The sequence below is a fragment of the Pseudomonas viridiflava genome (genome assembly GCF_900184295.1).
GTDB classification, from domain to species: domain Bacteria; phylum Pseudomonadota; class Gammaproteobacteria; order Pseudomonadales; family Pseudomonadaceae; genus Aquipseudomonas; species Aquipseudomonas viridiflava.
Window position 1 is genome coordinate 4,978,519 of the sequence record NZ_LT855380.1, and the last position, 20,898, is coordinate 4,999,416.

The window sequence follows — 20,898 nt, forward strand, 5'->3', positions numbered from 1 at the left end:
CACGATCAGCCTGCCATACCTCTCTACGCATTGAACCCCTCTCCCCACGCATGACTCCCATTTCTGTGGATCACAGAATAAGGAAGCCGTCATGTTCGATATCAGCGCTTTCCCCAAGGCCGACGCGGTGCGCAAAAATGCGCAGCTCAGCGAAGCCGACTATCAACGTCTCTATCGCCAATCGATCGATCATCCCGAAGAGTTCTGGGCCGAACAGGCCAACGCCTTTCTCGACTGGTCAGCCCCCTGGAGCCAGGTGCATCAGGCTGATCTCGCCACGGGGCACGCCACCTGGTTCAAGGACGGCAAGCTCAACGTCAGCCACAACTGCATCGACCGCCACTTGCCGGATCGAGCCGATCAGATCGCGATTATCTGGGAAGGCGACAACCCTTCCGAATCAGCCGAAATCACCTACAGCAAACTGCACCACCACGTTGCCCGGCTGGCGAACGTGCTGAAGATGCGCGGCGTGAAAAAAGGCGACCGTGTGTGCATCTACATGCCGATGATCCCCGAAGCCGCCTACGCCATGCTGGCCTGCGCGCGCATCGGCGCTGTGCATTCGGTCGTGTTTGGCGGCTTCTCGCCCGATGCGCTGCGTGACCGGATTCTCGACGCCGACTGCCGCACCGTGATTACCGCCGACGAAGGCATTCGTGGCGGCAAGTACATACCGCTCAAGGCCAATGTCGATCAAGCGCTGCAAAGTTGTCCCGATGTCAGCACGGTGCTGGTTGTCGAGCGCACCCAAGGCGAAATCGACTGGGTAAAAAACCGTGACATCTGGTATCACGAAGCGATTCACGGCGTTGGTCACGACTGCCCGCCGGAACAGATGGATGCTGAAGATCCGCTGTTCATTCTGTATACCTCCGGCAGTACCGGAAAACCCAAGGGCGTGTTGCATACGACAGGCGGCTATCTGTTACAGGCAGCCATGACGCACAAACACGTCTTCGATTACCGGGATGGCGAGGTGTTCTGGTGCACGGCGGATGTCGGCTGGGTCACTGGGCACAGTTACATCGTCTACGGGCCGCTGGCCAATGGCGCGACCACATTGATGTTCGAGGGCGTTCCCAATTATCCCAATGCATCGCGTTTCTGGCAGGTCATCGACAAGCATCACGTGAATATCTTCTATACGGCACCCACTGCCCTGCGAGCGCTGATGCGTGAGGGCACGGGACCGCTGCAAGGATCATCCCGCGAGAGCCTGCGATTGCTGGGCAGTGTCGGCGAGCCGATCAACCCGGAAGCCTGGGAGTGGTATTTTCATCAGGTTGGCAAACAGCGTTGCCCCATCGTCGATACCTGGTGGCAGACCGAAACCGGCGGCATCATGCTCACGCCTCTCCCCGGCTTCAGCCGGATCAAACCGGGCTGCGCCACCGCACCGCTGTTCGGGGTGCAGCCAGTGTTGCTCGACGAGCAAGGCAAGGAAATAGACGGACCCGGCAGCGGCCTGCTGGCAATCAAAGCGAGCTGGCCGGGACAGATTCGCAGCGTGTACGGCGATCCGCAGCGCATGATCGATACCTATTTCAAACCCTTCCCCGGCTACTACTTCACCGGTGACGGCGCGCGACGTGACGCAGACGGCGATTACTGGATCACGGGCCGCGTGGATGACGTGATCAACGTCTCGGGGCATCGCATCGGCACGGCTGAAGTCGAAAGCGCGCTGGTCCTGCACGACAACATTGCCGAGGCCGCGGTCGTGGGTTATCCCCACGACGTAAAAGGCATGGGTATCTACGCCTTCGTCACGCCCATCAACGGGATCGACCCCAGTGATGATCTGAAAGATGAATTGCTCGGTCATGTGAGCAAGGAGATCGGCAGTTTCGCCAAACCTGATCATGTGCAATGGGCATCAGCGCTGCCGAAAACCCGCTCGGGCAAGATCATGCGCCGCATTCTGCGCAAGATTGCCTGCAACGAACTCGACAGCCTTGGGGATACGTCTACCCTGGCAGATCCGGGCGTGGTTGAGGACCTGATCGACAAACGCTTGAATCGCTGAAGCGCACAAGGCATGGTCAGCGCCGCGCATGCAGTATTAATCCTGAGGGAACATGGAATTCATTCGCAGTCGTATCGAAGCTCAGGTGATCAATCTGACCGGCCTGTCACTGGGCCAGCTGGACCTGGAAAACCCCAAGGGCGACCCAGGTCTGTTCGGCCCGCAGGCTGTCTGCTGGAAAGTGCACGGCGACTTCACCAGCATGCTGGTCGGCGGTATCAGCGCACTGATGCTGCAGGCGCTGCATCCACTGGCGCTTGCCGGCATCTGGGACCACTCCAACTTTCGCGATGACATGCTCGGTCGTCTGCGACGCACCGGACAGTTTCTGTCGGGCACGACCTTTGGCTCGACTCAGGACGTCAACTGGCTGATAGAAAAAGTGCGCACCATCCATCTGCAAATCACTGGAACCGCCCCCGACGGCCGACCCTATGCAGCCAGCGATCCGGCTCTGCTGACCTGGGTGCACGTAGCCGAAGTCAGCAGTTTCATGGCGGCGCATCTGCGCTATGTCGACCCGCTGCTTTCAGTGGCCGATCAGGACACCTACTACGCCGAGACCGCTGTGGTTGCCGAGCGGCTTGGGGCGCAGGACGTGCCGCGCTCACACGATGCGATTGCCGACTACCTTGTCAGGGTTCGCAAAGACCTTGTATGCGACGAGCGCAGCCGGGAAGTGCTGCGACTGCTGCTGGACGCGCCAGCGCCGAACTGGCTGGCCAAGCCTTTTGGCGTGCTGATGATGCAGGCCGGTATCGAGCTGTTGCCAATATGGGCCAGCGACATGCTGGATGTTCCTCAGGGACCGGTGAAACGAAAGATGATTCGGTCGGGGGTGAACAGTTGTGCACCCATCCTGCGCTGGGCGGTGCGCGACGGATCCTCTCATAGAGCCAGGCGACGAATGGGGCTCTGATCGAGGCGAAAAAGTGACCGACGGGTTCGCAGTTGGAAGGTTGATCCCCATCTGTGACACCATGAGCCACGTGATCACGGCAGCCCCAACCGATCGGCTCGCCATCCAAAAACAATGAGGATCCGCACCATGCAAGACGTCGTTATCGTTGCCGCCACCCGCACTGCCGTGGGCAGTTTTCAAGGCTCTCTGGCCACTGTCCCCGCTGTCGATCTGGGCGCTGCGGTCATTCGCCAGCTTCTGCAACAGACCGGCGTGGACGGTGCGCAGGTCGATGAGGTCATCATGGGCCAGGTGCTCACTGCCGGTGCCGGTCAGAACCCGGCGCGTCAGGCGGCTATCAAGGCCGGTCTGCCCTTCGCCGTACCGGCCATGACCCTGAACAAGGTCTGCGGCTCGGGTCTCAAGGCACTGCATCTGGCGACCCAGGCAATCCGCTGTGGCGACGCTGAAATCATCATTGCCGGTGGTCAGGAAAACATGAGCCTGGCCAACTACGTCCTGCCCGGTGCGCGCACCGGTCTGCGCATGGGCCACGCCACAATGATCGACACCATGATCAGCGATGGCCTCTGGGACGCCTTCAATGACTATCACATGGGCATCACTGCCGAAAATCTGGCTGAAAAGTACGAGATCAGCCGTGAGGCGCAGGATGCTTTCGCCGCGTCATCCCAGCAGAAAGCGATCGCTGCCATCGAAGGCGGGCGCTTTGTCGATGAAATCACCCCGATCCTGATTCCGCAGCGCAAGGGCGATCCGCTGTCCTTCGCCACCGATGAACAACCACGCGCAGGCACCACCGCTGAAGCGCTGGCCAAGCTCAAGCCTGCGTTCAAGAAAGACGGAACGGTAACGGCCGGTAATGCATCGTCGCTGAACGATGGCGCGGCGGCGGTCATGCTGATGAGCGCCGCAAAGGCTGAACAACTGAGCCTGCCTGTACTGGCGCGAATTGCAGGTTACGCCAACGCTGGCGTAGACCCGGCGGTCATGGGCATCGGCCCGGTCAGCGCCACCCGCCGCTGCCTGGACAAGGCAGGCTGGACGCTGGAACAACTGGACCTGATCGAAGCCAACGAAGCCTTCGCAGCGCAATCGCTGTCGGTCGGCAAGGAACTGGGCCTGGATCCCGCGAAACTCAACGTCAACGGCGGCGCCATCGCCCTCGGCCATCCCATCGGCGCATCAGGCTGCCGCGTACTGGTCACCCTGTTGCACGAAATGATCAAACGCGACGCCAAAAAGGGTCTCGCGACTTTGTGCATTGGTGGCGGTCAGGGTGTGGCGCTGGCGTTGTCGCGTTGAACGCAGCGAGGTAAAAAGCAGCGCAAGCTTCGTGGTGATCACATTCAGACAAACGTTGCTCTCGGGCTTTCGGAATCATGGGCTACTGTTTAGCGCTTGACCCGTACCTGAGGGCAACGGAATGCCTGTTCGTGCTGAATCGCGACGCTTACGCAAAGGGCGGTACTCGGAAGCTGGCCAGATTTATCTAGTGACCTCGGTGGTCAGAAAGCGTGAACCCGTGTTCAAGGATTTTGGTATTGTCCGTCTGTTCGTATGTGAACTAAGACGCTGCGAAGAACAGAAACTTGCAAAGACATTGGCCTGGGTTGTAATGCCTGATCACTTTCACTGGCTTTTTGAGCTTCAAGACAGAAATCTGTCCCAAGTGGTGCAGCAATTATAGGCGCGAAGTTCAATTGCAGTGGGGAAATCAAGGCTTAAGCAGACACCTTTATGGCAGCCTGGCTACCACGACAAAGCAATCCGCAAGGAGCAGGACGTCGTTGGAATTGCGCGTTACGTTGTGGCAAACCCATTGCGCGCTGGTCTGGTCACCAAGCTGGGCGATTATCCGTTATGGGATGCAATCTGGATTTAACGGAATTTAGTGCATTTCAACGTGGGATGCGGACTTGTCCGCGAAGGCAGTATTTCAAGCGATGCATCCTCGGCGTCTGCCCCGACGTCTTCGTGGACAAGTCCACTCCTACCTTTGGAATGCATTCTCAACGTGGGATGCGGACTTGTCCGCGAAGGCGGTATTTCAAGCGATGCATCCTCGGCGTCTGCCACGACGTCTTTGTGGACAAGTCCACTCCTACCTTTGGAATGCATTCTCAACGTGGGATGCGGACTTGTCCGCGAAGGCGGTATTTCAAACGATGCATCCTCGGCGTCTGCCCCGACGTCTTCGTGGACAAGTCTACTCCTACCTTTGGAATGCGTTCTCAACGTGGGATGCGGACTTGTCCGCGAAGGCGTCGTTTGCAGCGATGCATCTCCAGACTGCCAGTAACTGGTAAACTCCCGCGCCTCATTCCATCCAGCCCGAGGCGCGTTGTATGTCTTCCTTGAATCAGGCGCTCAGCGTCGCCCTCGATAATCGTCAGCGCCTGCTGGGCGAACTTCATGAGCAAGGGACCGACTGTTATCGTCTGTTCCATGGCAGCCAGGAGGGTGCGAGCGGCCTGACTATCGACCGTTATGGCCCGCAGCTGCTGGTGCAGAGCTTTCACACAGGGCTTGATCGCGAAGCGCTGCTTGAGCTGCATGCACAGGTCAACCGTCATCTGGGGCTGGAAACCTTGCTGGTCTACAACGATCGTTCGCAGGGCAATTCGCGTATTGATCGTCAGGACGCCGTCTACAAGGCCGATGATGCCGCGCTTGAAGATCAGGTCGGTCACGAGTGGGGCTTGAATTATCGGGTCCGTGGTCGCCATGCCGGGCAGGATCCGCTGCTGTTTCTCGACCTGCGTAATACGCGCGGCTGGGTCAAAGAGCACAGCGCAGGCAAGAGCGTTCTCAACCTGTTCGCTTACACCTGCGGCGTCGGCCTGAGCGCGGCGGCCGGTGGTGCGAGCGAGGTGTGCAACCTGGATTTTGCCGAGGGCAATCTGGCCGTCGGCCGCGAGAATGGCGCGCTGAATCCGCAACTGCCGACCATGCAGTTCATCCAGTCAGATTACTTTCCGGCAATCCGCCAGCTGGCCGGTCTTCCGGTTTCGGCGCGACGCAGCCAGAAACTGCCTGAATACATCAAGCTGCAGCCGCGCCAGTACGATCTGGTGCTTCTGGATCCGCCTGCCTGGGCCAAGAGTGCATTCGGCACTGTCGACCTGCTGCGCGACTATCAGAGCCTGCTCAAGCCTGCGCTGTTGAGCACCGCAGATGACGGCGTGCTGATCTGCTGCAACAACCTGGCGAAGGTCAGCATGGAAGACTGGCGCGAACAGGTGCTGCGCTGTGCCACCAAGGCAGGTCGTCCGGTGCGCGAGTGGCAGGTGATGAAGCCTGCCGAGGATTTTCCGTCCATGGATAATCAGCCGCCCCTGAAAACTCTGATCCTGCAACTCTAGGTCGCCGGAATACCAGAAACTTCCTACGAGCAAGGTCGGCAGTGGCTTGGGAACCGAACAGGCATGCCATACTCCAAGCACCTCCGAAACAGCGAGACGCCGTAGCCCATGTCCAGAGGATTGAAAATCACGTTTGGCTCCCTGCTGACTGTGATCGTGCTCTACAGCCTGTTGGGGTTTTTCATCCTTCCGGGGATCGCCTTGCGAATCGCCAATCAGCAACTGGCGAATTATTCGACGGCGCCCGCAAAAATCGAGCGTCTGGAGTTCAACCCTTACACACTCGAGCTGACCCTGTGGGGCCTGAACATCGGCACGCCCGGCCAGGAGCAGATTGCCTTCGAGAAGCTTTACGCCAATCTTCAGCTCGACAGCCTCTGGACCCGTGCCCTGCACCTGCAACGCGTTGAGCTTCTCCAGCCAAAGACCGAATTGCTGTTCGACAAGCAAGGCAAGCTGAACCTGGCGCAACTGTTTACATTCCCGGCCAGTGAGCCCGTCAAGGACGAGCCACCGGGCAAGCCGTTTCCGCTGCGTATTGACGAAATAAAACTGGCTGACGGTTACCTGCATTTCCGCGACCTGCGCCCCAGCGAACCCATCGAGTTTCTTTACGACAAGCTGAACTTCGAGCTGAAGAACCTCAGCACCTTGCCCGAAGACAACGCCGACATGACGCTGGTCGCGGCAGGCCCTGATGGCGGGCAGATCGACTGGGTGGGACGCATCAGCATCGTGCCGATCACCTCTGAAGGCACCCTGAAAGTCACTGACGGCAAGATGAAACTCTGGTGGCCTTACGTTCGCGACGCCCTGCCTCTGGCGCTTCAGGACGGCGTGCTGAATTTCAGCACCGCTTACACACTTGATCTGTCCAAGGAAACCGAACTCAAGCTGACCAACCTCTCGGCCAGCGTAGCGCCATTCGGGCTCAATGCACCGGACGGCCGCCCACTGGTGCGTCTCAAGCGTCTGGATGTCAGCGAAACCACGGTTGATCTGGCGCGGCAACACGTCAATGTCGGCAAGATCCGCAGCCAGGGCCTCGAGACCTGGGCAGCCCGTGAGGCGGACGGTCAACTGGATTGGCAGAAACTGTTTGCCAGCAAGCCCGGTAAACCCGCTGCACCGCAGAAACCGCCGGTCGATGAGAAAGCTGCAGAGCCTGCGCCGGTCACCGATGCATCGGCCAAGGCGACCGCCAGCTCCGGCAAACCCGCAAAACCGTGGCAGGTGGTGCTGCGCGATGTTCAGCTTCGCAATTATCAGGTCCATCTGGCAGACCGCGTGCCCACAGAGCCTGTACTTCTGGATGTAGGCCCGCTGAATCTGGATGTGCAGAACTTCGACAGCCTCAACACGTCGCCTTTCACCCTCAAGCTCGACACCGGCCTGGGCAAGCAAGGCAATCTGACGGCGGCTGGCGAGGTCAATCTCAACCCGATCACGGCGCGGTTGAACGTCACTACCCGTGACATCGATCTGCGACTGGCGCAGTCCTACATCAGCCCGTTCATCAAGCTTGAAATGCGCAGCGGCATGCTGGGCAGTGATCTCGCCGTCAACCTGAAAAGCACCGAACCGCTGGCGTTCAGCGTGACCGGCAAGGCACAAGTCAGTCAGCTCCATACGCTTGATACCCTCAAGCAGCGCGATTTCCTCAAATGGGAGAAGCTTGATCTGGAGGGCCTGGACTATCAGCATGGCACCAGCCTGTCGATTGCCAAGGTCAACATGCTGCAGCCTTACGCGCGCTTCATGATCAACGACGACCGCACCACCAACGTCGATGACCTGCTGATTCCACAGCCCGAAGATAAAAAACCGGCGACGACGTCGAAAACCACTGCCAGAAACACACCCAAAGCTCCCAAAGAGAATCCTTTGGGGATTTACGTGGGTGAAGTGAACATCAAGGACGGCTCGGCCAACTTTGCCGACCTGACGCTGACGCCCAACTTCTCCACGGCCGTGCAGCAGCTCAACGGACGCATTGGCACCATCGACAATCGCCAGTCAAAACCGGCTCCGGTGAACATTGAAGGCAAAGTCGATCGCTACGCGCCGGTCACGATCAAAGGCAGTCTCAATCCGTTCGACCCGATGGCCAGTCTGGACATCGCGACCAGCTTCAAACGCGTCGAACTGACAACGCTGACGCCCTACTCGGGCAAGTTCGCCGGCTTCAGGATTCGCAAGGGTCGACTCAATCTTGACTTGCACTACCTGATCACCAACGGCCAGTTGAAGGCGCAGAACAAGGTGCTGGTGGAGCAACTGCAACTGGGCGAAAAAGTGGACAGCCCGGATGCGGTCGATCTGCCGATCCGTCTCGCGGTCGCGCTGCTCAAGGACACTCAGGGCCGCATCTCCATTGAACTGCCGATTGAGGGTGATCTGAACAACCCGCAATTCAGCGTGATGCCGATTGTCTGGCAAACCTTGCGCAACCTGGTGCTGCGCGCGGCTCAGGCGCCGTTCAAGATGCTGGGCGGTCTGGTCTCCGGTGGCAGCTCAGAGGACCTCGGTAACGTGAGTTTTGCGCCCGGCTCAAGCGACCTGAGCGCCGACACGCAAAAGGCGCTGGACAAGCTCTCCGCCGCCCTCAAGGAGCGTCCGACCCTGAAGCTTGAGATCGAAGGCACCAGCGCGGCCAGCAGCGACGGCCCGCTGATCGCTCGGCAGCGGCTGGAGCGTGAGTATCAGGCCACCTACTACAGGATCCTGCAGCGTCGCGGCGACAAGGTGCCTGCCCGGGCAGGCATGCTCCAAGTACCGGAAGACGAGAAGGCACCCATGCTGGAAGGCATCTACCGGGCGCGCCTGAAACAGCAGCCACCAGCCGAGTGGGCAAATCTGGGCAAGGAAGAACGCACCAACCAGATGCGTGCTGCCATGCTCAAGTTCTGGAGCGGCAATGAAGTCCTGTTACGCGAGCTGGGACAGAACCGGGCCAGCAGCATCAAGGATTACCTGGTCGACAAAGGAAAGCTCGAGGATGAGCGCGTCTACTTCGTCGATGCCCGCCTGGGTCAGGCGCAGGCGGACGGCAGTGTCATCAGCCCACTGCATCTGGATAGCGAGTGAATATTTTGCACAAGCCACTTCGATTCTCGCTGTACATGGCCCTTGTCGCGATGACCGGGGCGACCACGCTCGACGCTCACGCGGCTTCGACCTTGCGTTGCGGCAGCCAGTTGGTCAGTACAGGGGACAGAACCTTCGAGGTTCAGCAGAAATGCGGCGAGCCTGTCAGCCAGCAGATCGTGAGCAGCAAAGAGGTTGTGAACTACTATCGTCAAACCGAAGAAGTCATTGTTGAAGAATGGGTCTACGGCCCCAGCCATGGCATGTACCAGTACTTGCGTTTTGTGGGCGGCCGACTGACCGAAATCCAGAGCAAGCGCGGCAACTGATTCCTTTATTACCTTTTCCTTTCCCACAATAGAACAGGCCCCGACTCAAGAGCCGGGGCCTGTAATGGCTACATCCTTGTAGCCTCGCATGAACTTTCCATCGGTCAGATGACTGGGATGCTCATGGGCAGAAGCTGATTACTCAGCTTTCAGGCCAGCGGCAGAAACGTCTTTCACGCCTTTGATTTTCTTGGTGATTTCAACAGCCATTTTCTTCTGGCTATCGGTCACAGCGACTGTCGAGGACAGGGAAACCACGCCTTTGTTGGTCTCAACCTTGATGTCCGAACCTGGGATGCCTTTTTCAGTCAGCAGGTCAGCTTTGACTTTGGTGGTGATCCAGGTGTCAGAGGTATCTTCTTTGACTTCTTGAGTGGTGGTGTTAGCTGCCAGAACCATTGGAGATTGAACAGCGGTCTGTGCGAAAGCAGCGCCAGCCATGGTCAGAGTCAGGGTAGTAGCGGTAGCAGCAGCGATAACGAACTTCTTCATACGATAACTCCTGTTTTTCTCAAAATCTGCGCCAGCATGTGGCGGCAGGGTTAACAGGTATATCGCAAGGGGTGTGCCAATCTCCGAAAGCTTGATAAATCCAATAAAATCAATGAGTTGAAAATTAAGCCATTTTACGAAATCGTGCAGATTGCCCGCTTCGTCTCGTTTACGCATGCAAGATGCATGTTTGAATCATGCTGCGTGGAGCATGGTCTTGTAAGCCTTTAATTGCGCTGATAAAAAAAGGACCCCGAAGGGTCCTTTTTCAATGCAGCCTGATCAATCAGACGCCGGATGCTTTCGCAGCGGCTACGTCCTTGATCGACAGTTTGATACGGCCGCGGTTGTCCACGTCCAGTACCAGTACTTCAACTTCCTGACCTTCTTTCAGAATGTCGGTCACTTTCTCGACGCGAGCATCGCTCAGCATGGAGATGTGAACCAGACCGTCCTTGCCAGGCAGGATGTTGACGAATGCGCCGAAATCGACGATGCGCTCAACCTTGCCGACATAGATCTTGCCGATTTCTGCTTCTGCAGTGATACCCAGAACGCGCTGACGAGCTGCCTCGGCCGCTTCCTTGGATTCACCGAAGATCTTGATCGAGCCGTCGTCTTCGATATCGATCGAAGCCTTGGTCTCTTCACAGATTGCACGGATGGTCGCGCCGCCTTTACCGATGACGTCACGGATCTTGTCGGTGTCGATCTTCATCGCGATCATGGTCGGAGCGTTGGCCGACAGTTCGGTACGCGACTGACCGATGATCTGGTTCATCTGACCGAGGATGTTCAGGCGAGCTTCCAGGGCCTGGCCCAGGGCGATCTCCATGATCTCTTCGGTGATGCCCTTGATCTTGATGTCCATCTGCAGCGCGGTGACACCTTTGGCGGTACCGGCTACCTTGAAGTCCATGTCGCCCAGGTGGTCTTCGTCACCCAGGATGTCGGTCAGAACAGCGAACTTCTCGCCTTCCTTGACCAGACCCATGGCGATACCAGCAACCGGCGCCTTCATAGGTACGCCGGCGTCCATCAGTGCCAGGGAAGCACCGCAGACCGAAGCCATGGAGCTGGAGCCGTTGGACTCGGTGATTTCCGATACAACACGGATGGTGTACGGGAACACATCAGCGCCCGGCAGCATGGCCTGTACGCTGCGGCGTGCCAGACGGCCGTGACCGATTTCGCGACGGCCTGCGCCACCCATGCGACCACACTCGCCCACCGAGAACGGAGGGAAGTTGTAGTGCAGCATGAAGGGGTCTTTCTTCTCGCCTTCAAGGGTGTCGAGCAGCTGTGCGTCACGCGCGGTACCCAGCGTGGCAACGACCAGTGCCTGGGTTTCGCCACGGGTGAACAGTGCCGAACCGTGAGTCTTCGGCAGAACGCCGACTTCGATGTTCAGAGGACGAACGGTGCGGGTGTCACGGCCATCGATACGCGGCTTGCCGTTGACGATGTTCTCGCGAACGGTACGGTATTCGATTTCACAGAAAGCGGCTTTGACTTCGCTGGCAGACGGGCTGCCTTCTTCGACAGCCAGCTTGGCAACGATCTGCTCACGCAGCTCGCCCAGACGCGCGTAACGGTCGGCCTTGATGGTGATGGTGTAAGCCTGGGAGATCGCTTCACCGAATTCGGCACGGATCGCGCCCAGCAGTGCGGTCGCTTCAGGCTTCGGCTGCCAGGTCCAGGTAGGCTTGGCGGCTTCGGCAGCCAGCTCCTTGACGGCATTGATCACAACCTGGAACTCGTCGTGTGCGAACAGAACAGCGCCCAGCATCTGGTCTTCGGTCAGTTCCTTGGCTTCCGATTCAACCATCAGAACGGCTTCGGAAGTACCGGCTACAACCATGTCCAGGCTCGACGCCTGAAGCTGCTCGTAAGTCGGGTTCAGCAGGTAGCCGGTGCTCTCGTGGAAAGCAACGCGCGCAGCGCCGACCGGGCCATCGAACGGAATGCCGGAGATTGCGAGGGCAGCCGAAGTACCGATCATCGCAGCGATGTCCGGATCGGTTTTCTTGCTGGTGGAAACGACGGTGCAGACAACCTGCACTTCGTTCATGAAGCCTTCAGGGAACAGTGGGCGGATCGGGCGATCGATCAGACGCGAGGTGAGGGTTTCTTTCTCGGAAGGACGGCCTTCACGCTTGAAGAAACCGCCAGGAATTTTGCCGGCAGCGTAGGTCTTTTCCTGATAGTGCACAGACAGGGGGAAGAAGCCTTTGCTGGCGTCGGCTTGCTTGGCGCCGACAACAGTCACCAACACGCTGACGTCGTCGTCAACGGTGACCAATACTGCGCCGGAGGCCTGACGGGCGATACGGCCTGTCTCGAGGGTTACGGTCGATTGACCGAACTGAAACTTCTTGATTACCGGGTTCACGGTTTCCTACCTTTCTTTGTGGCTCTTGGGGAACTGGTTTCTTGCGAATTCTTGGGCAGCGTGGGGAATCGGCCCCTTCCACAGTCCAGATAAAACTTGAGGCTGGGAGCCTGCCCGAACCACCGGGTAAACCCGATGATTCGCGACAGACAACCAACCTCTAGCAACGTCGTTATTAGCGACGCAGACCCAGACGACCGATCAGGGCGCTGTAACGGCTAACGTCCTTACCTTTCAGGTAATCCAGCAGCTTGCGGCGCTGGTTTACCATACGGATCAGACCACGACGCGAGTGGTGGTCCTTACCGTTGGCCTTGAAGTGGCCTTGCAGTTTGTTGATGTTGGCGGTCAGCAGTGCAACTTGCACTTCTGGCGAACCCGTGTCACCAACAGCTTGCTGGTAGTCGGTTACGATCTGAGCTTTTTCTTCAACGCTGAGTGCCATGTGGGCAATCCTTTTATTCAAGGAACCGCTTCCGAAGAAACGTTTCCAACAGGCCGAGGACAGATCCTCGTATTAAAAAAAGAGGCTTGACCGTGCCTGTTGACAGCCATCCTCGTTCCCTCCCATCTGCAGGCTAGCCTGACGATGGACGGGTTCCGGTCACTCTGACCGAATCAATCGACGCGGCGCAATACGCCCGTCTTCACTGACTTCACCGATACCGATGAAGCGACCTTCATGATCCTGCACCCGCACCATGCCGAACTTTGGCGCGTCCGGTGCTCTCACTGGCTGACCATGCAACCAGTAGAACGAACTGTGCTCCGAAAACTTCAGCAGCGGCCAGTCCAGCAGGCCACTGTCCGAAGGCATCAGAAAGCGGTCAACCGCTTCATTGCCACCGTCGGCATGCACCTGCTCAAGCTCTTCCAGCGTGACCGTCTGGGCCAGACTGAACGGTCCGGCCTGGGTACGACGCAGTTCTGCGACGTAGGCACCACAACCGAGCTGCTCACCGATATCCTCGACCAGGGTCCGGATATAGGTGCCTTTGCTGCAATCGACCGACAGACGTGCCGTGTCGCCTTCGCAGGCAAGCAATTCCAAGCGCGCAATAGTAACAGAACGGGGCTCGCGCTCCACTACTTCCCCTGCACGTGCCAGCTTGTAAAGAGGCTGTCCGTCCCGCTTGAGGGCGGAGTACATCGGCGGTATCTGGCTGATTTGCCCACGAAAAGCGGGCAATGCGGCGTCGATATCGTCACGACCAACGGTCACGGGACGCGTCAGCAGAACATCGCCTTCGGAGTCGCCCGTGGTCGTGGTCTTGCCGAGTTGCATCATGGTTTCGTAGGACTTGTCCGAATCGAGCAGGTATTGCGAAAACTTGGTGGCTTCACCGAAGCACAAGGGCAATACACCCGTTGCCAGCGGATCGAGGCTGCCGGTATGGCCAGCCTTCTCGGCATTGAGCAACCAGCGAACCTTCTGCAAGGCCGCGTTGGAGGTAAAACCCAGCGGCTTGTCGAGCAGGATGATCCCGCTGACGTTGCGGCGTATACGCTTGACCTGAGCCACCCTTTACTCCTCGGTACTTTCAGGCTTGACGCCTTGTGGCGCAGAACCTTCCTGGTGCTGCCCGTCTTCGGCCACGGCCCGCTCGATCAATGCCGAGAGGTGGGCGCCACGCACGACGCTTTCGTCGTAGTGGAAGTGCAACTGCGGCACGCTGCGCAGCTTCATTTCACGCGCCAGCTGCATGCGCAGGAAGCCTGCGGCAGAGTTGAGCACCTTGATGCTCTGCGCGATTTCCTCAGCGCTGTCCTGGCCCATGACGGTCATGAAAATCTTGGCATGACCCACGTCGCGGCTGACATCGACAGCGGTGATGGTGACCAGACCCACACGAGGGTCCTTGATTTCGCGACGGATCAGCTGAGCCAGCTCGCGCTGCATCTGATCGCCAATACGTTGGGTGCGGCTATATTCTTTTGCCATGTTTGTTACCTGTTACTGATCCGGGACCAAACCCTGACAGTCTGAAAGCGGCAAACGCCCGGCCTGACAAATGCCAGACCGGGCGTTGCGTTGAGAGCCCATGATGAAGACAGCGGCATTTGCATGCGATGTTTCACCATGGCTCCTGAAGCTCGCGATTTAGAGGCTGCGAGCCACTTGGACCTTCTCGAAGACTTCGATCTTGTCACCGACCTTGACGTCGTTGTAGCTCTTGACGCCGATACCGCATTCCATGCCGGCACGCACTTCGGCAGCGTCGTCCTTGAAGCGGCGCAGGGATTCCAGCTCGCCTTCAAAGATAACGATGTCTTCACGCAGTACGCGGATTGGACGGTTACGGTGAACAACGCCTTCCAGCACCATACAACCCGCGATCGCGCCGAATTTCGGCGAACGGAACACATCGCGGACTTCGGCGATACCCAGGATGTTCTCCCGGACGTCGCTGCCAAGCATGCCGGTGAGGGCCTTCTTGACGTCTTCGATGATGTCGTAGATCACGTTGTAGTAACGCATGTCCAGACCTTCCTGTTCGACGATCTTGCGAGCGCCGGCATCGGCACGCACGTTGAAGCCGAACAGTACAGCGTTGGAGGCCAGTGCCAGGTTGGCGTCGCTCTCGGTGATACCACCGACACCGCCACCGACTACGCGCACTTGCACTTCATCGTTACCCAGGCCGCCGAGGGCGCCCTGCAATGCTTCCAGAGAACCGCGGACGTCGGATTTGAGGACGATGTTGAGCGTCTTCTTCTCTTCCTGACCCATGTTCTCGAAGATGTTTTCGAGCTTGCCGGCATGAGCGCGAGCCAGTTTGACCTCGCGGAACTTGCCTTGGCGGAACAGAGCGACTTCACGGGCTTTCTTCTCGTCAGCCAGTACAGACATCTCGTCGCCAGCGTCCGGCGTGCCATCAAGACCCAGGATTTCGACCGGAATCGAAGGACCTGCTTCTTTGACCGGCTTGCCGTTCTCGTCGAGCATGGCGCGGATACGACCGAAGTTCGAACCGACCAGAACCATGTCGCCCTGACGCAGCGTACCGTCCTGAACCAGAACCGTCGCAACCGGGCCACGGCCCTTGTCCAGACGGGACTCGACAACCACACCACGGCCAGGAGCCGACGGCGTTGCCTTGAGTTCCAGAACTTCGGCCTGCAGCAGAACGGCTTCGAGCAGTTCGTCAACGCCGGTACCCATCTTCGCGGAGACCGATACGAACGGCGTATCACCGCCCCACTCTTCGGATGTCACGCCATGAACCGACAACTCGCTACGGATGCGATCAAGATCTGCGCCCGGCTTGTCGATCTTGTTCACGGCAACCACCAGAGGCACGCCAGCAGCAACAGCATGCTGAACCGCTTCGATGGTCTGTGGCATCACGCCGTCGTCCGCCGCAACCACCAGGATCACGATGTCCGTCGCCTTGGCACCACGGGCACGCATTGCGGTAAACGCAGCGTGGCCCGGGGTGTCGAGGAAGGTGACCATGCCGCGTTCGGTTTCAACGTGGTAGGCACCGATGTGCTGAGTGATACCACCGGCTTCGCCAGCAGCGACCTTGGCACGACGAATGTAGTCGAGCAGGGAAGTCTTACCGTGGTCAACGTGGCCCATTACGGTCACGACAGGTGCACGGGAGAACGTCTCGCCTTCGAACTTCAGCGATTCAGCCAGGGAATCTTCCAGGGCGTTGTCGCTGACCAGCGTGACCTTGTGGCCCAGCTCTTCGGCGATCAACTGGGCAGTTTCCTGATCCAGCACCTGGTTGATGGTCACTGGAGTGCCCATCTTGAACATGAACTTGATGACTTCAGCAGCCTTGACCGACATCTGCGCGGACAATTCGCCGACAGTGATGGTCTCGCCGATGGCAACGTCACGAACCACAGGGCCGGTAGGGCTCTGGAAACCGTGCGCATTGCGCTTCTTCAGCTTGGACTTGCCACGACCACCACGACGGAAACCATCGCTTTCTTCGTCGGTAGTGCGAGGGGCAACGCGTGGAGCCGGAGCCTTCTCTTTGACCGAAGCGCGATGAGGCGCGTTCTTGCGGTCGCCATCGCCACCACGGGCATTGCGATCATCGGCGCGCGGCTTGTCCGGGCGACGCTGGTCGTCACGCTTGCGGACTTCAACAGTCGGCGTTGCGTTCGGATGTGCCGGAGCAGGAGCCGCCGACGCTTCACGCGCAGGCTCGGCAGCGGCAACAGGCTGGGCAGCTGCGGGTGCAGGTTGCTCCGCAGTCTGTGAAGCAGCAGGCTGGCGCGGCGCGTCTTCTTCGCGACGCTTGGCTTCTTCTTCAGCCTTTTGACGTGCGGCATTTTCTACCGCACGGCGCTCGTCCATCTCACGCTTGCGCTCGGCTTCGATTTCTTCCGGGCTGCGCTGTACGAAGACTTTCTTCTTGCGCACTTCAACGCTGATGCTCTTGCTGCCAGCAACGCGCAGGGTGCTGGTGGTCTTGCGCTGCAAAGTGATCTTGCGCGGCTCTTCCACCTTGGCCTTGTGACCGCTTTTCAAATGCGTCAACAGGGCTTGTTTTTCGTTATCGGTCACAACTTGCTCGGCGGCGGTGTGCGGCAGACCTGCCTCACGCATCTGCTGTAACAGGCGCTCTACCGGTGTGTCGACCACTTTGGCCAGTTCTTTCACCGTGACTTGCGTCATGCACTTCTCTCCTCAGGCCGCGCCTACTTACTCGAACCAATGGGCTCGGGCGGCCATGATCAACTTGCCGGCACGATCATCGTCAATGCCGTCGATGTCGAGCAGGTCATCTATAGACTGCTCGGCCAGGTCTTCGCGGGTAACTACGCCGCGCACCGCCAGTTCCATCGCCAAATCCTTGTCCATACCCTCAAGCGAGAGCAGGTCTTCGGCCGGATGGGCGTCTGCCAGCTTTTCCTCAGTAGCGATGGCTTTAGTCAACAAACGATCCTTGGCACGAGCGCGAAGCTCGTTGACGATGTCTTCGTCAAAGCCGTCGATGTTGAGCATTTCTTCCAACGGTACGTAGGCAATCTCTTCCAGGCTGGTAAAGCCTTCATCAACCAGAACCTGTGCCAGTTCTTCATCGACTTCCAGCTCTTCGATGAAATTGCGCAGGATGTCACCGGTTTCAGCTTGCTGCTTGGCCTGGATGTCCGATTCGGTCATTACGTTCAGGGTCCAGCCAGTCAACTGACTTGCCAGACGCACGTTCTGACCGCCACGACCAATCGCCTGGGCCAGGTTGTCCGCGCCAACCGCGATGTCCATTGCATGCGCATCTTCATCTACGATGATTGCCGCTACTTCAGCAGGGGACATTGCATTGATCACGAACTGTGCCGGGTTATCGTCCCAAAGCACGATATCCACACGCTCGCCACCCAACTCACCGGAAACGGCCTGAACTCGCGAACCACGCATGCCGATGCAGGCGCCTTGCGGATCGATTCGTTTGTCCTTGGAGCGAACAGCGATTTTCGCACGCGAACCCGGGTCACGGGAGGCAGCCATCACCTCGATCAGACCTTCGGCAATTTCCGGTACTTCGATACGGAAAAGCTCGATCAGCATCTCTGGCGCAGTACGCGACAGGATCAACTGAGGGCCGCGGTTTTCGGTGCGGATTTCCTTGAGCAGCGCTCGAACGCGAACACCCACCCGGAAAGTCTCCCGGGAAATGATGTCTTCACGAGCCAGCAGTGCTTCGGCATTGTTGCCAAGGTCAACGATGACATTGTCACGCGTAACCTTTTTGACAGTACCGGAAATGATTTCGCCCAGACGCTCGCGGTAGGCGTCGACAACCTGAGCACGCTCAGCCTCACGAACCTTCTGCACAATGACTTGCTTGGCGGTCTGCGCGGCAATACGGCCGAACTCGATGGAGTCGATTTTCTCTTCGATCAGATCGCCGGCAACGGCGCCCGGCTTTTTGGCCTGGGCCTGATCAACAGCCAACTCGTAGGCCGGATCGTCCAGATCTTCGTCTTCGACCACTGTCCAGCGACGGAAAGTCTCGTAGTTACCCGTGTGACGGTTGATCTCCACACGCAGTTCAACTTCATCTTCAAAACGCTTCTTGGTAGCAGTGGCAAGCGCCAGCTCCAGTGCTTCGAAAATTACACCTGCCGGAACGCCCTTTTCATTGGACACCGACTCAACAACCAGCAGTACTTCTTTGCTCATCGTACGCCTCGCCTTTCGCAAGCCATTGGATCCGCGGGATCCGCAGTATCTGGCACGTCTCAGTCAAACGTGGGAATAATGTTGGCCTTGTCGATCAAGTCGATCGGCAACAGGTATTCGTGGTCTTCTACATGCACCACGACGTCCTGCTCCTCCACCCCGCGGAGAAGGCCTTGAAAGTTGCGTCGGCCATCGAAGGGCGAGCGCAGCTTTATTTTCACTTGTTCCCCAGCGTGCAAAGCAAACTGTTCAAGAGTGAACAGTGGGCGGTCCATGCCGGGAGAAGACACCTCAAGCGTGTATTCGGCAGCGATTGGATCTTCTACGTCCAAAACACCACTGATCTGGCGACTGACGATTTCGCAGTCCTCCACCAGAACACCACCTTCCTTGTCGATATAAATGCGCAGCAGTGAATGTCGGCCCTGGGAAAGAAACTCTATTCCCCAGCATTGATAGCCAAGAGCCTCGACCACCGGGGCCAACAAGGCCTGCAACTGTTCTAGCTTGCTCGACACCTGAACCCCCTCGTGCATGCTTTAAAAATAAAAAAATGGGCAAAAGCCCATCCATGAGAACGCCGCTGAACATCGACGTCATGTACTGTCCAGCTAACAAAAAGCCCCTGAAAAGGGGCTCCGCTAAAACTGGTTGCGGGGGCTGGATTTGAACCAACGACCTTCGGGTTATGAGCCCGACGAGCTACCAAGCTGCTCCACCCCGCGACAAAGCTGGGGCGGAAGTATACGACCGATCCATCTATGGGTCAATCGAACATCCACCTACAAGAAAGCCCGCTAGTGCGGGCTCTCCTGTTCAATTGGTACCGAGAAGGGGACTCGAACCCCTACACCCTATGGGCACAACCACCTCAAGGTTGCGTGTCTACCAATTCCACCACCTCGGCATTACAACTCTTTTTGGCGACCTCAAAAACATCGCCTGAATTCTTTTACTTCTGCTCTGGAGCCTGAGGTACGTCAGCTGGAACAACAGCTGGCTTTTGCCCTTCGAGCACCGGCACATCATCTGCCGCCGGCTTTTGCTTCACTTCCAATACCGCTGGATCTGGCAACCCTACTTGAGTCAGCTGTTGAGCTTTCTCTTTAGCAAAGTAACCTAACCCCAAGCTGGTTATGAAAAAACATGCCGCAAGTATAGCAGTAAACTTACTCAGAAAGGTAGAGGTTCCTTGCCCTCCGAAGACAGTATTTGATGCACCTGCTCCGAAAGACGCACCTGCGTCCGCACCTTTACCCTGCTGCAGCAATACCAGAGCAACAACGCCCAGAGCGCCCAACAGATGAAAAACGACTACGACTGTTTCCAGCATTTTTTCAGTTTCCCGCGGCGCGACAGATCGCACCGAACTCATCTGCATTCAGGGAGGCACCACCAATGAGCCCCCCATCGATATCCGGCATGCTGAATAACTCGACCGCATTGGTCGACTTAACGCTGCCGCCATAAAGAAGTCGCACGCCTTGTGCGACTTCGGCATTCTTTTCCGCCAGCCTGGCGCGAATGGCTGCGTGAACTTCCTGCGCCTCTTCAGGCGAAGCAGTCAATCCGGTGCCAATGGCCCAGACCGGCTCGTACGCGATAACCGCATTCACGAACGCTTCAACACCAAACTCGGCAATGACGCTGTCCAGCTGGCGACCGACCACTTCAAGTGTCTGGCCCGCCTGACGCTCTTCCAGGGTTTCACCAATGCAAAGCACCGGCGTAAGACCTTCTGCCTGGATGGCTGCAAACTTGCGATTAAGCACATCGTCCTGCTCGCCAATCAACTGACGACGCTCGGAGTGCCCTACCAACACCAGCTTGCAACCCGCATCAGCCAACTGACTCGATGCAACTTCGCCTGTCAGTGCGCCCTGCGCAGCCTGTATCGCTGCATCCTGAGCGCCGACAATGATCGACGTCGCTTCAAGCGCCTGAATCACCTGACCGATGAACAGACTCGAAGGCATCACAGCAACATCAACGTTGCCCGGCATCGATTGCAGGGCAAGACCCTTGATCAGCTCAGCGACGCTGGCGCGGGTACCGTGCATTTTCCAGTTACCAGCTACCATTGGGCGACGCATGCTACACCTCGTGGGTCAAAGTGGGCGCAGATGTTACCCAACAC

Annotated in this window: 16 protein-coding genes, 2 tRNA genes and 1 pseudogene; 7 read left to right on the plus strand and 12 right to left on the minus strand. The window is 58.0% G+C overall.

What is annotated here, in order from left to right:
* Positions 1 to 91 precede the first annotated feature (91 nt).
* The 7 genes and pseudogenes from acs to CFBP1590_RS22430 all read left to right on the plus strand — a co-directional run bounded on the left by acs (position 92) and on the right by CFBP1590_RS22430 (position 9,732).
* Complete coding sequence (acs, locus tag CFBP1590_RS22400) at positions 92 to 2,029, plus strand: acetate--CoA ligase (RefSeq protein ID WP_088235942.1); 1,938 nt, start codon at positions 92 to 94, stop codon at positions 2,027 to 2,029.
* 52 nt (positions 2,030 to 2,081) lie between these two features.
* Positions 2,082 to 2,948 (plus strand): oxygenase MpaB family protein, encoded by an 867-nt coding sequence (locus CFBP1590_RS22405; protein WP_088235943.1) that lies wholly within the window; start codon positions 2,082 to 2,084, stop codon positions 2,946 to 2,948.
* Positions 2,949 to 3,077: 129 nt separating this feature from the next.
* Positions 3,078 to 4,256: an acetyl-CoA C-acetyltransferase gene (locus CFBP1590_RS22410; RefSeq protein WP_088235944.1), complete on the plus strand. Its 1,179-nt coding sequence runs from the start codon at positions 3,078 to 3,080 to the stop codon at positions 4,254 to 4,256.
* A 121-nt stretch (positions 4,257 to 4,377) separates the two neighbouring features.
* Positions 4,378 to 4,836: pseudogene (locus tag CFBP1590_RS22415) on the plus strand (REP-associated tyrosine transposase).
* Between the two features lie 463 nt (positions 4,837 to 5,299).
* Complete coding sequence (locus CFBP1590_RS22420; protein WP_088235945.1) at positions 5,300 to 6,316, plus strand: class I SAM-dependent rRNA methyltransferase; 1,017 nt, start codon at positions 5,300 to 5,302, stop codon at positions 6,314 to 6,316.
* A gap of 108 nt (positions 6,317 to 6,424) precedes the next feature.
* Positions 6,425 to 9,403, plus strand: coding sequence for a DUF748 domain-containing protein (locus CFBP1590_RS22425; protein ID WP_088235946.1), 2,979 nt, complete (start codon positions 6,425 to 6,427; stop codon positions 9,401 to 9,403).
* 50 nt (positions 9,404 to 9,453) lie between these two features.
* The gene (locus tag CFBP1590_RS22430) at positions 9,454 to 9,732 is read left to right on the plus strand and encodes a DUF2845 domain-containing protein (RefSeq protein WP_088236454.1); all 279 of its coding nucleotides are present in this window, start codon (positions 9,454 to 9,456) and stop codon (positions 9,730 to 9,732) included.
* Positions 9,733 to 9,870: 138 nt separating this feature from the next.
* On the opposite strand, the gene CFBP1590_RS22435 is transcribed toward CFBP1590_RS22430, so the two are convergent.
* The 12 genes from CFBP1590_RS22435 to tpiA all read right to left on the minus strand — a co-directional run bounded on the left by CFBP1590_RS22435 (position 9,871) and on the right by tpiA (position 20,854).
* Complete coding sequence (locus CFBP1590_RS22435; protein ID WP_004879967.1) at positions 9,871 to 10,224, minus strand: BON domain-containing protein; 354 nt, start codon at positions 10,222 to 10,224, stop codon at positions 9,871 to 9,873.
* A 286-nt stretch (positions 10,225 to 10,510) separates the two neighbouring features.
* Positions 10,511 to 12,616, minus strand: coding sequence for a polyribonucleotide nucleotidyltransferase (gene pnp, locus CFBP1590_RS22440; protein WP_088235947.1), 2,106 nt, complete (start codon positions 12,614 to 12,616; stop codon positions 10,511 to 10,513).
* A 175-nt stretch (positions 12,617 to 12,791) separates the two neighbouring features.
* Positions 12,792 to 13,061, minus strand: coding sequence for a 30S ribosomal protein S15 (rpsO, locus tag CFBP1590_RS22450; RefSeq protein ID WP_002555121.1), 270 nt, complete (start codon positions 13,059 to 13,061; stop codon positions 12,792 to 12,794).
* Positions 13,062 to 13,220: 159 nt separating this feature from the next.
* Positions 13,221 to 14,138: a tRNA pseudouridine(55) synthase TruB gene (gene truB / locus CFBP1590_RS22455; protein ID WP_088235948.1), complete on the minus strand. Its 918-nt coding sequence runs from the start codon at positions 14,136 to 14,138 to the stop codon at positions 13,221 to 13,223.
* Between the two features lie 3 nt (positions 14,139 to 14,141).
* Positions 14,142 to 14,558: a 30S ribosome-binding factor RbfA gene (gene rbfA / locus CFBP1590_RS22460; protein ID WP_004879974.1), complete on the minus strand. Its 417-nt coding sequence runs from the start codon at positions 14,556 to 14,558 to the stop codon at positions 14,142 to 14,144.
* Between the two features lie 159 nt (positions 14,559 to 14,717).
* Positions 14,718 to 17,252, minus strand: a complete 2,535-nt coding sequence (infB, locus tag CFBP1590_RS22465) for a translation initiation factor IF-2 (protein ID WP_029244469.1) — start codon at positions 17,250 to 17,252, stop codon at positions 14,718 to 14,720.
* A gap of 27 nt (positions 17,253 to 17,279) precedes the next feature.
* The gene (gene nusA, locus CFBP1590_RS22470; RefSeq protein WP_004879977.1) at positions 17,280 to 18,761 is read right to left on the minus strand and encodes a transcription termination factor NusA; all 1,482 of its coding nucleotides are present in this window, start codon (positions 18,759 to 18,761) and stop codon (positions 17,280 to 17,282) included.
* Positions 18,762 to 18,820: 59 nt separating this feature from the next.
* Positions 18,821 to 19,279, minus strand: a complete 459-nt coding sequence (gene rimP, locus CFBP1590_RS22475) for a ribosome maturation factor RimP (RefSeq protein WP_004879978.1) — start codon at positions 19,277 to 19,279, stop codon at positions 18,821 to 18,823.
* A gap of 130 nt (positions 19,280 to 19,409) precedes the next feature.
* Positions 19,410 to 19,486: transfer RNA gene (locus CFBP1590_RS22480), tRNA-Met, on the minus strand.
* A gap of 96 nt (positions 19,487 to 19,582) precedes the next feature.
* Positions 19,583 to 19,668, minus strand: a tRNA-Leu gene (locus CFBP1590_RS22485).
* Between the two features lie 45 nt (positions 19,669 to 19,713).
* On the minus strand, positions 19,714 to 20,094 hold the full coding sequence (secG, locus tag CFBP1590_RS22490) for a preprotein translocase subunit SecG (protein WP_004879981.1): 381 nt from the start codon (positions 20,092 to 20,094) through the stop codon (positions 19,714 to 19,716).
* A gap of 4 nt (positions 20,095 to 20,098) precedes the next feature.
* Positions 20,099 to 20,854, minus strand: coding sequence for a triose-phosphate isomerase (gene tpiA, locus CFBP1590_RS22495; RefSeq protein ID WP_069143061.1), 756 nt, complete (start codon positions 20,852 to 20,854; stop codon positions 20,099 to 20,101).
* Between the last annotated feature and the right edge of the window lie 44 nt (positions 20,855 to 20,898).

Bases quoted from the DNA above. Each gene is read 5' to 3' on its own strand.
- acs (WP_088235942.1), top strand. From the start codon at position 92: ATGTTCGATATCAGCGCTTTCCCCAAGGCCGACGCGGTGCGCAAAAAT.
- CFBP1590_RS22405 (WP_088235943.1), top strand. From the start codon at position 2,082: ATGGAATTCATTCGCAGTCGTATCGAAGCTCAGGTGATCAATCTGACC.
- CFBP1590_RS22410 (WP_088235944.1), top strand. From the start codon at position 3,078: ATGCAAGACGTCGTTATCGTTGCCGCCACCCGCACTGCCGTGGGCAGT.
- CFBP1590_RS22420 (WP_088235945.1), top strand. From the start codon at position 5,300: ATGTCTTCCTTGAATCAGGCGCTCAGCGTCGCCCTCGATAATCGTCAG.
- CFBP1590_RS22425 (WP_088235946.1), top strand. From the start codon at position 6,425: ATGTCCAGAGGATTGAAAATCACGTTTGGCTCCCTGCTGACTGTGATC.
- CFBP1590_RS22430 (WP_088236454.1), top strand. From the start codon at position 9,454: ATGACCGGGGCGACCACGCTCGACGCTCACGCGGCTTCGACCTTGCGT.
- CFBP1590_RS22435 (WP_004879967.1), bottom strand. From the start codon at position 10,224: ATGAAGAAGTTCGTTATCGCTGCTGCTACCGCTACTACCCTGACTCTG.
- rpsO (WP_002555121.1), bottom strand. From the start codon at position 13,061: ATGGCACTCAGCGTTGAAGAAAAAGCTCAGATCGTAACCGACTACCAG.
- rbfA (WP_004879974.1), bottom strand. From the start codon at position 14,558: ATGGCAAAAGAATATAGCCGCACCCAACGTATTGGCGATCAGATGCAG.
- infB (WP_029244469.1), bottom strand. From the start codon at position 17,252: ATGACGCAAGTCACGGTGAAAGAACTGGCCAAAGTGGTCGACACACCG.
- nusA (WP_004879977.1), bottom strand. From the start codon at position 18,761: ATGAGCAAAGAAGTACTGCTGGTTGTTGAGTCGGTGTCCAATGAAAAG.
- secG (WP_004879981.1), bottom strand. From the start codon at position 20,094: ATGCTGGAAACAGTCGTAGTCGTTTTTCATCTGTTGGGCGCTCTGGGC.
- tpiA (WP_069143061.1), bottom strand. From the start codon at position 20,854: ATGCGTCGCCCAATGGTAGCTGGTAACTGGAAAATGCACGGTACCCGC.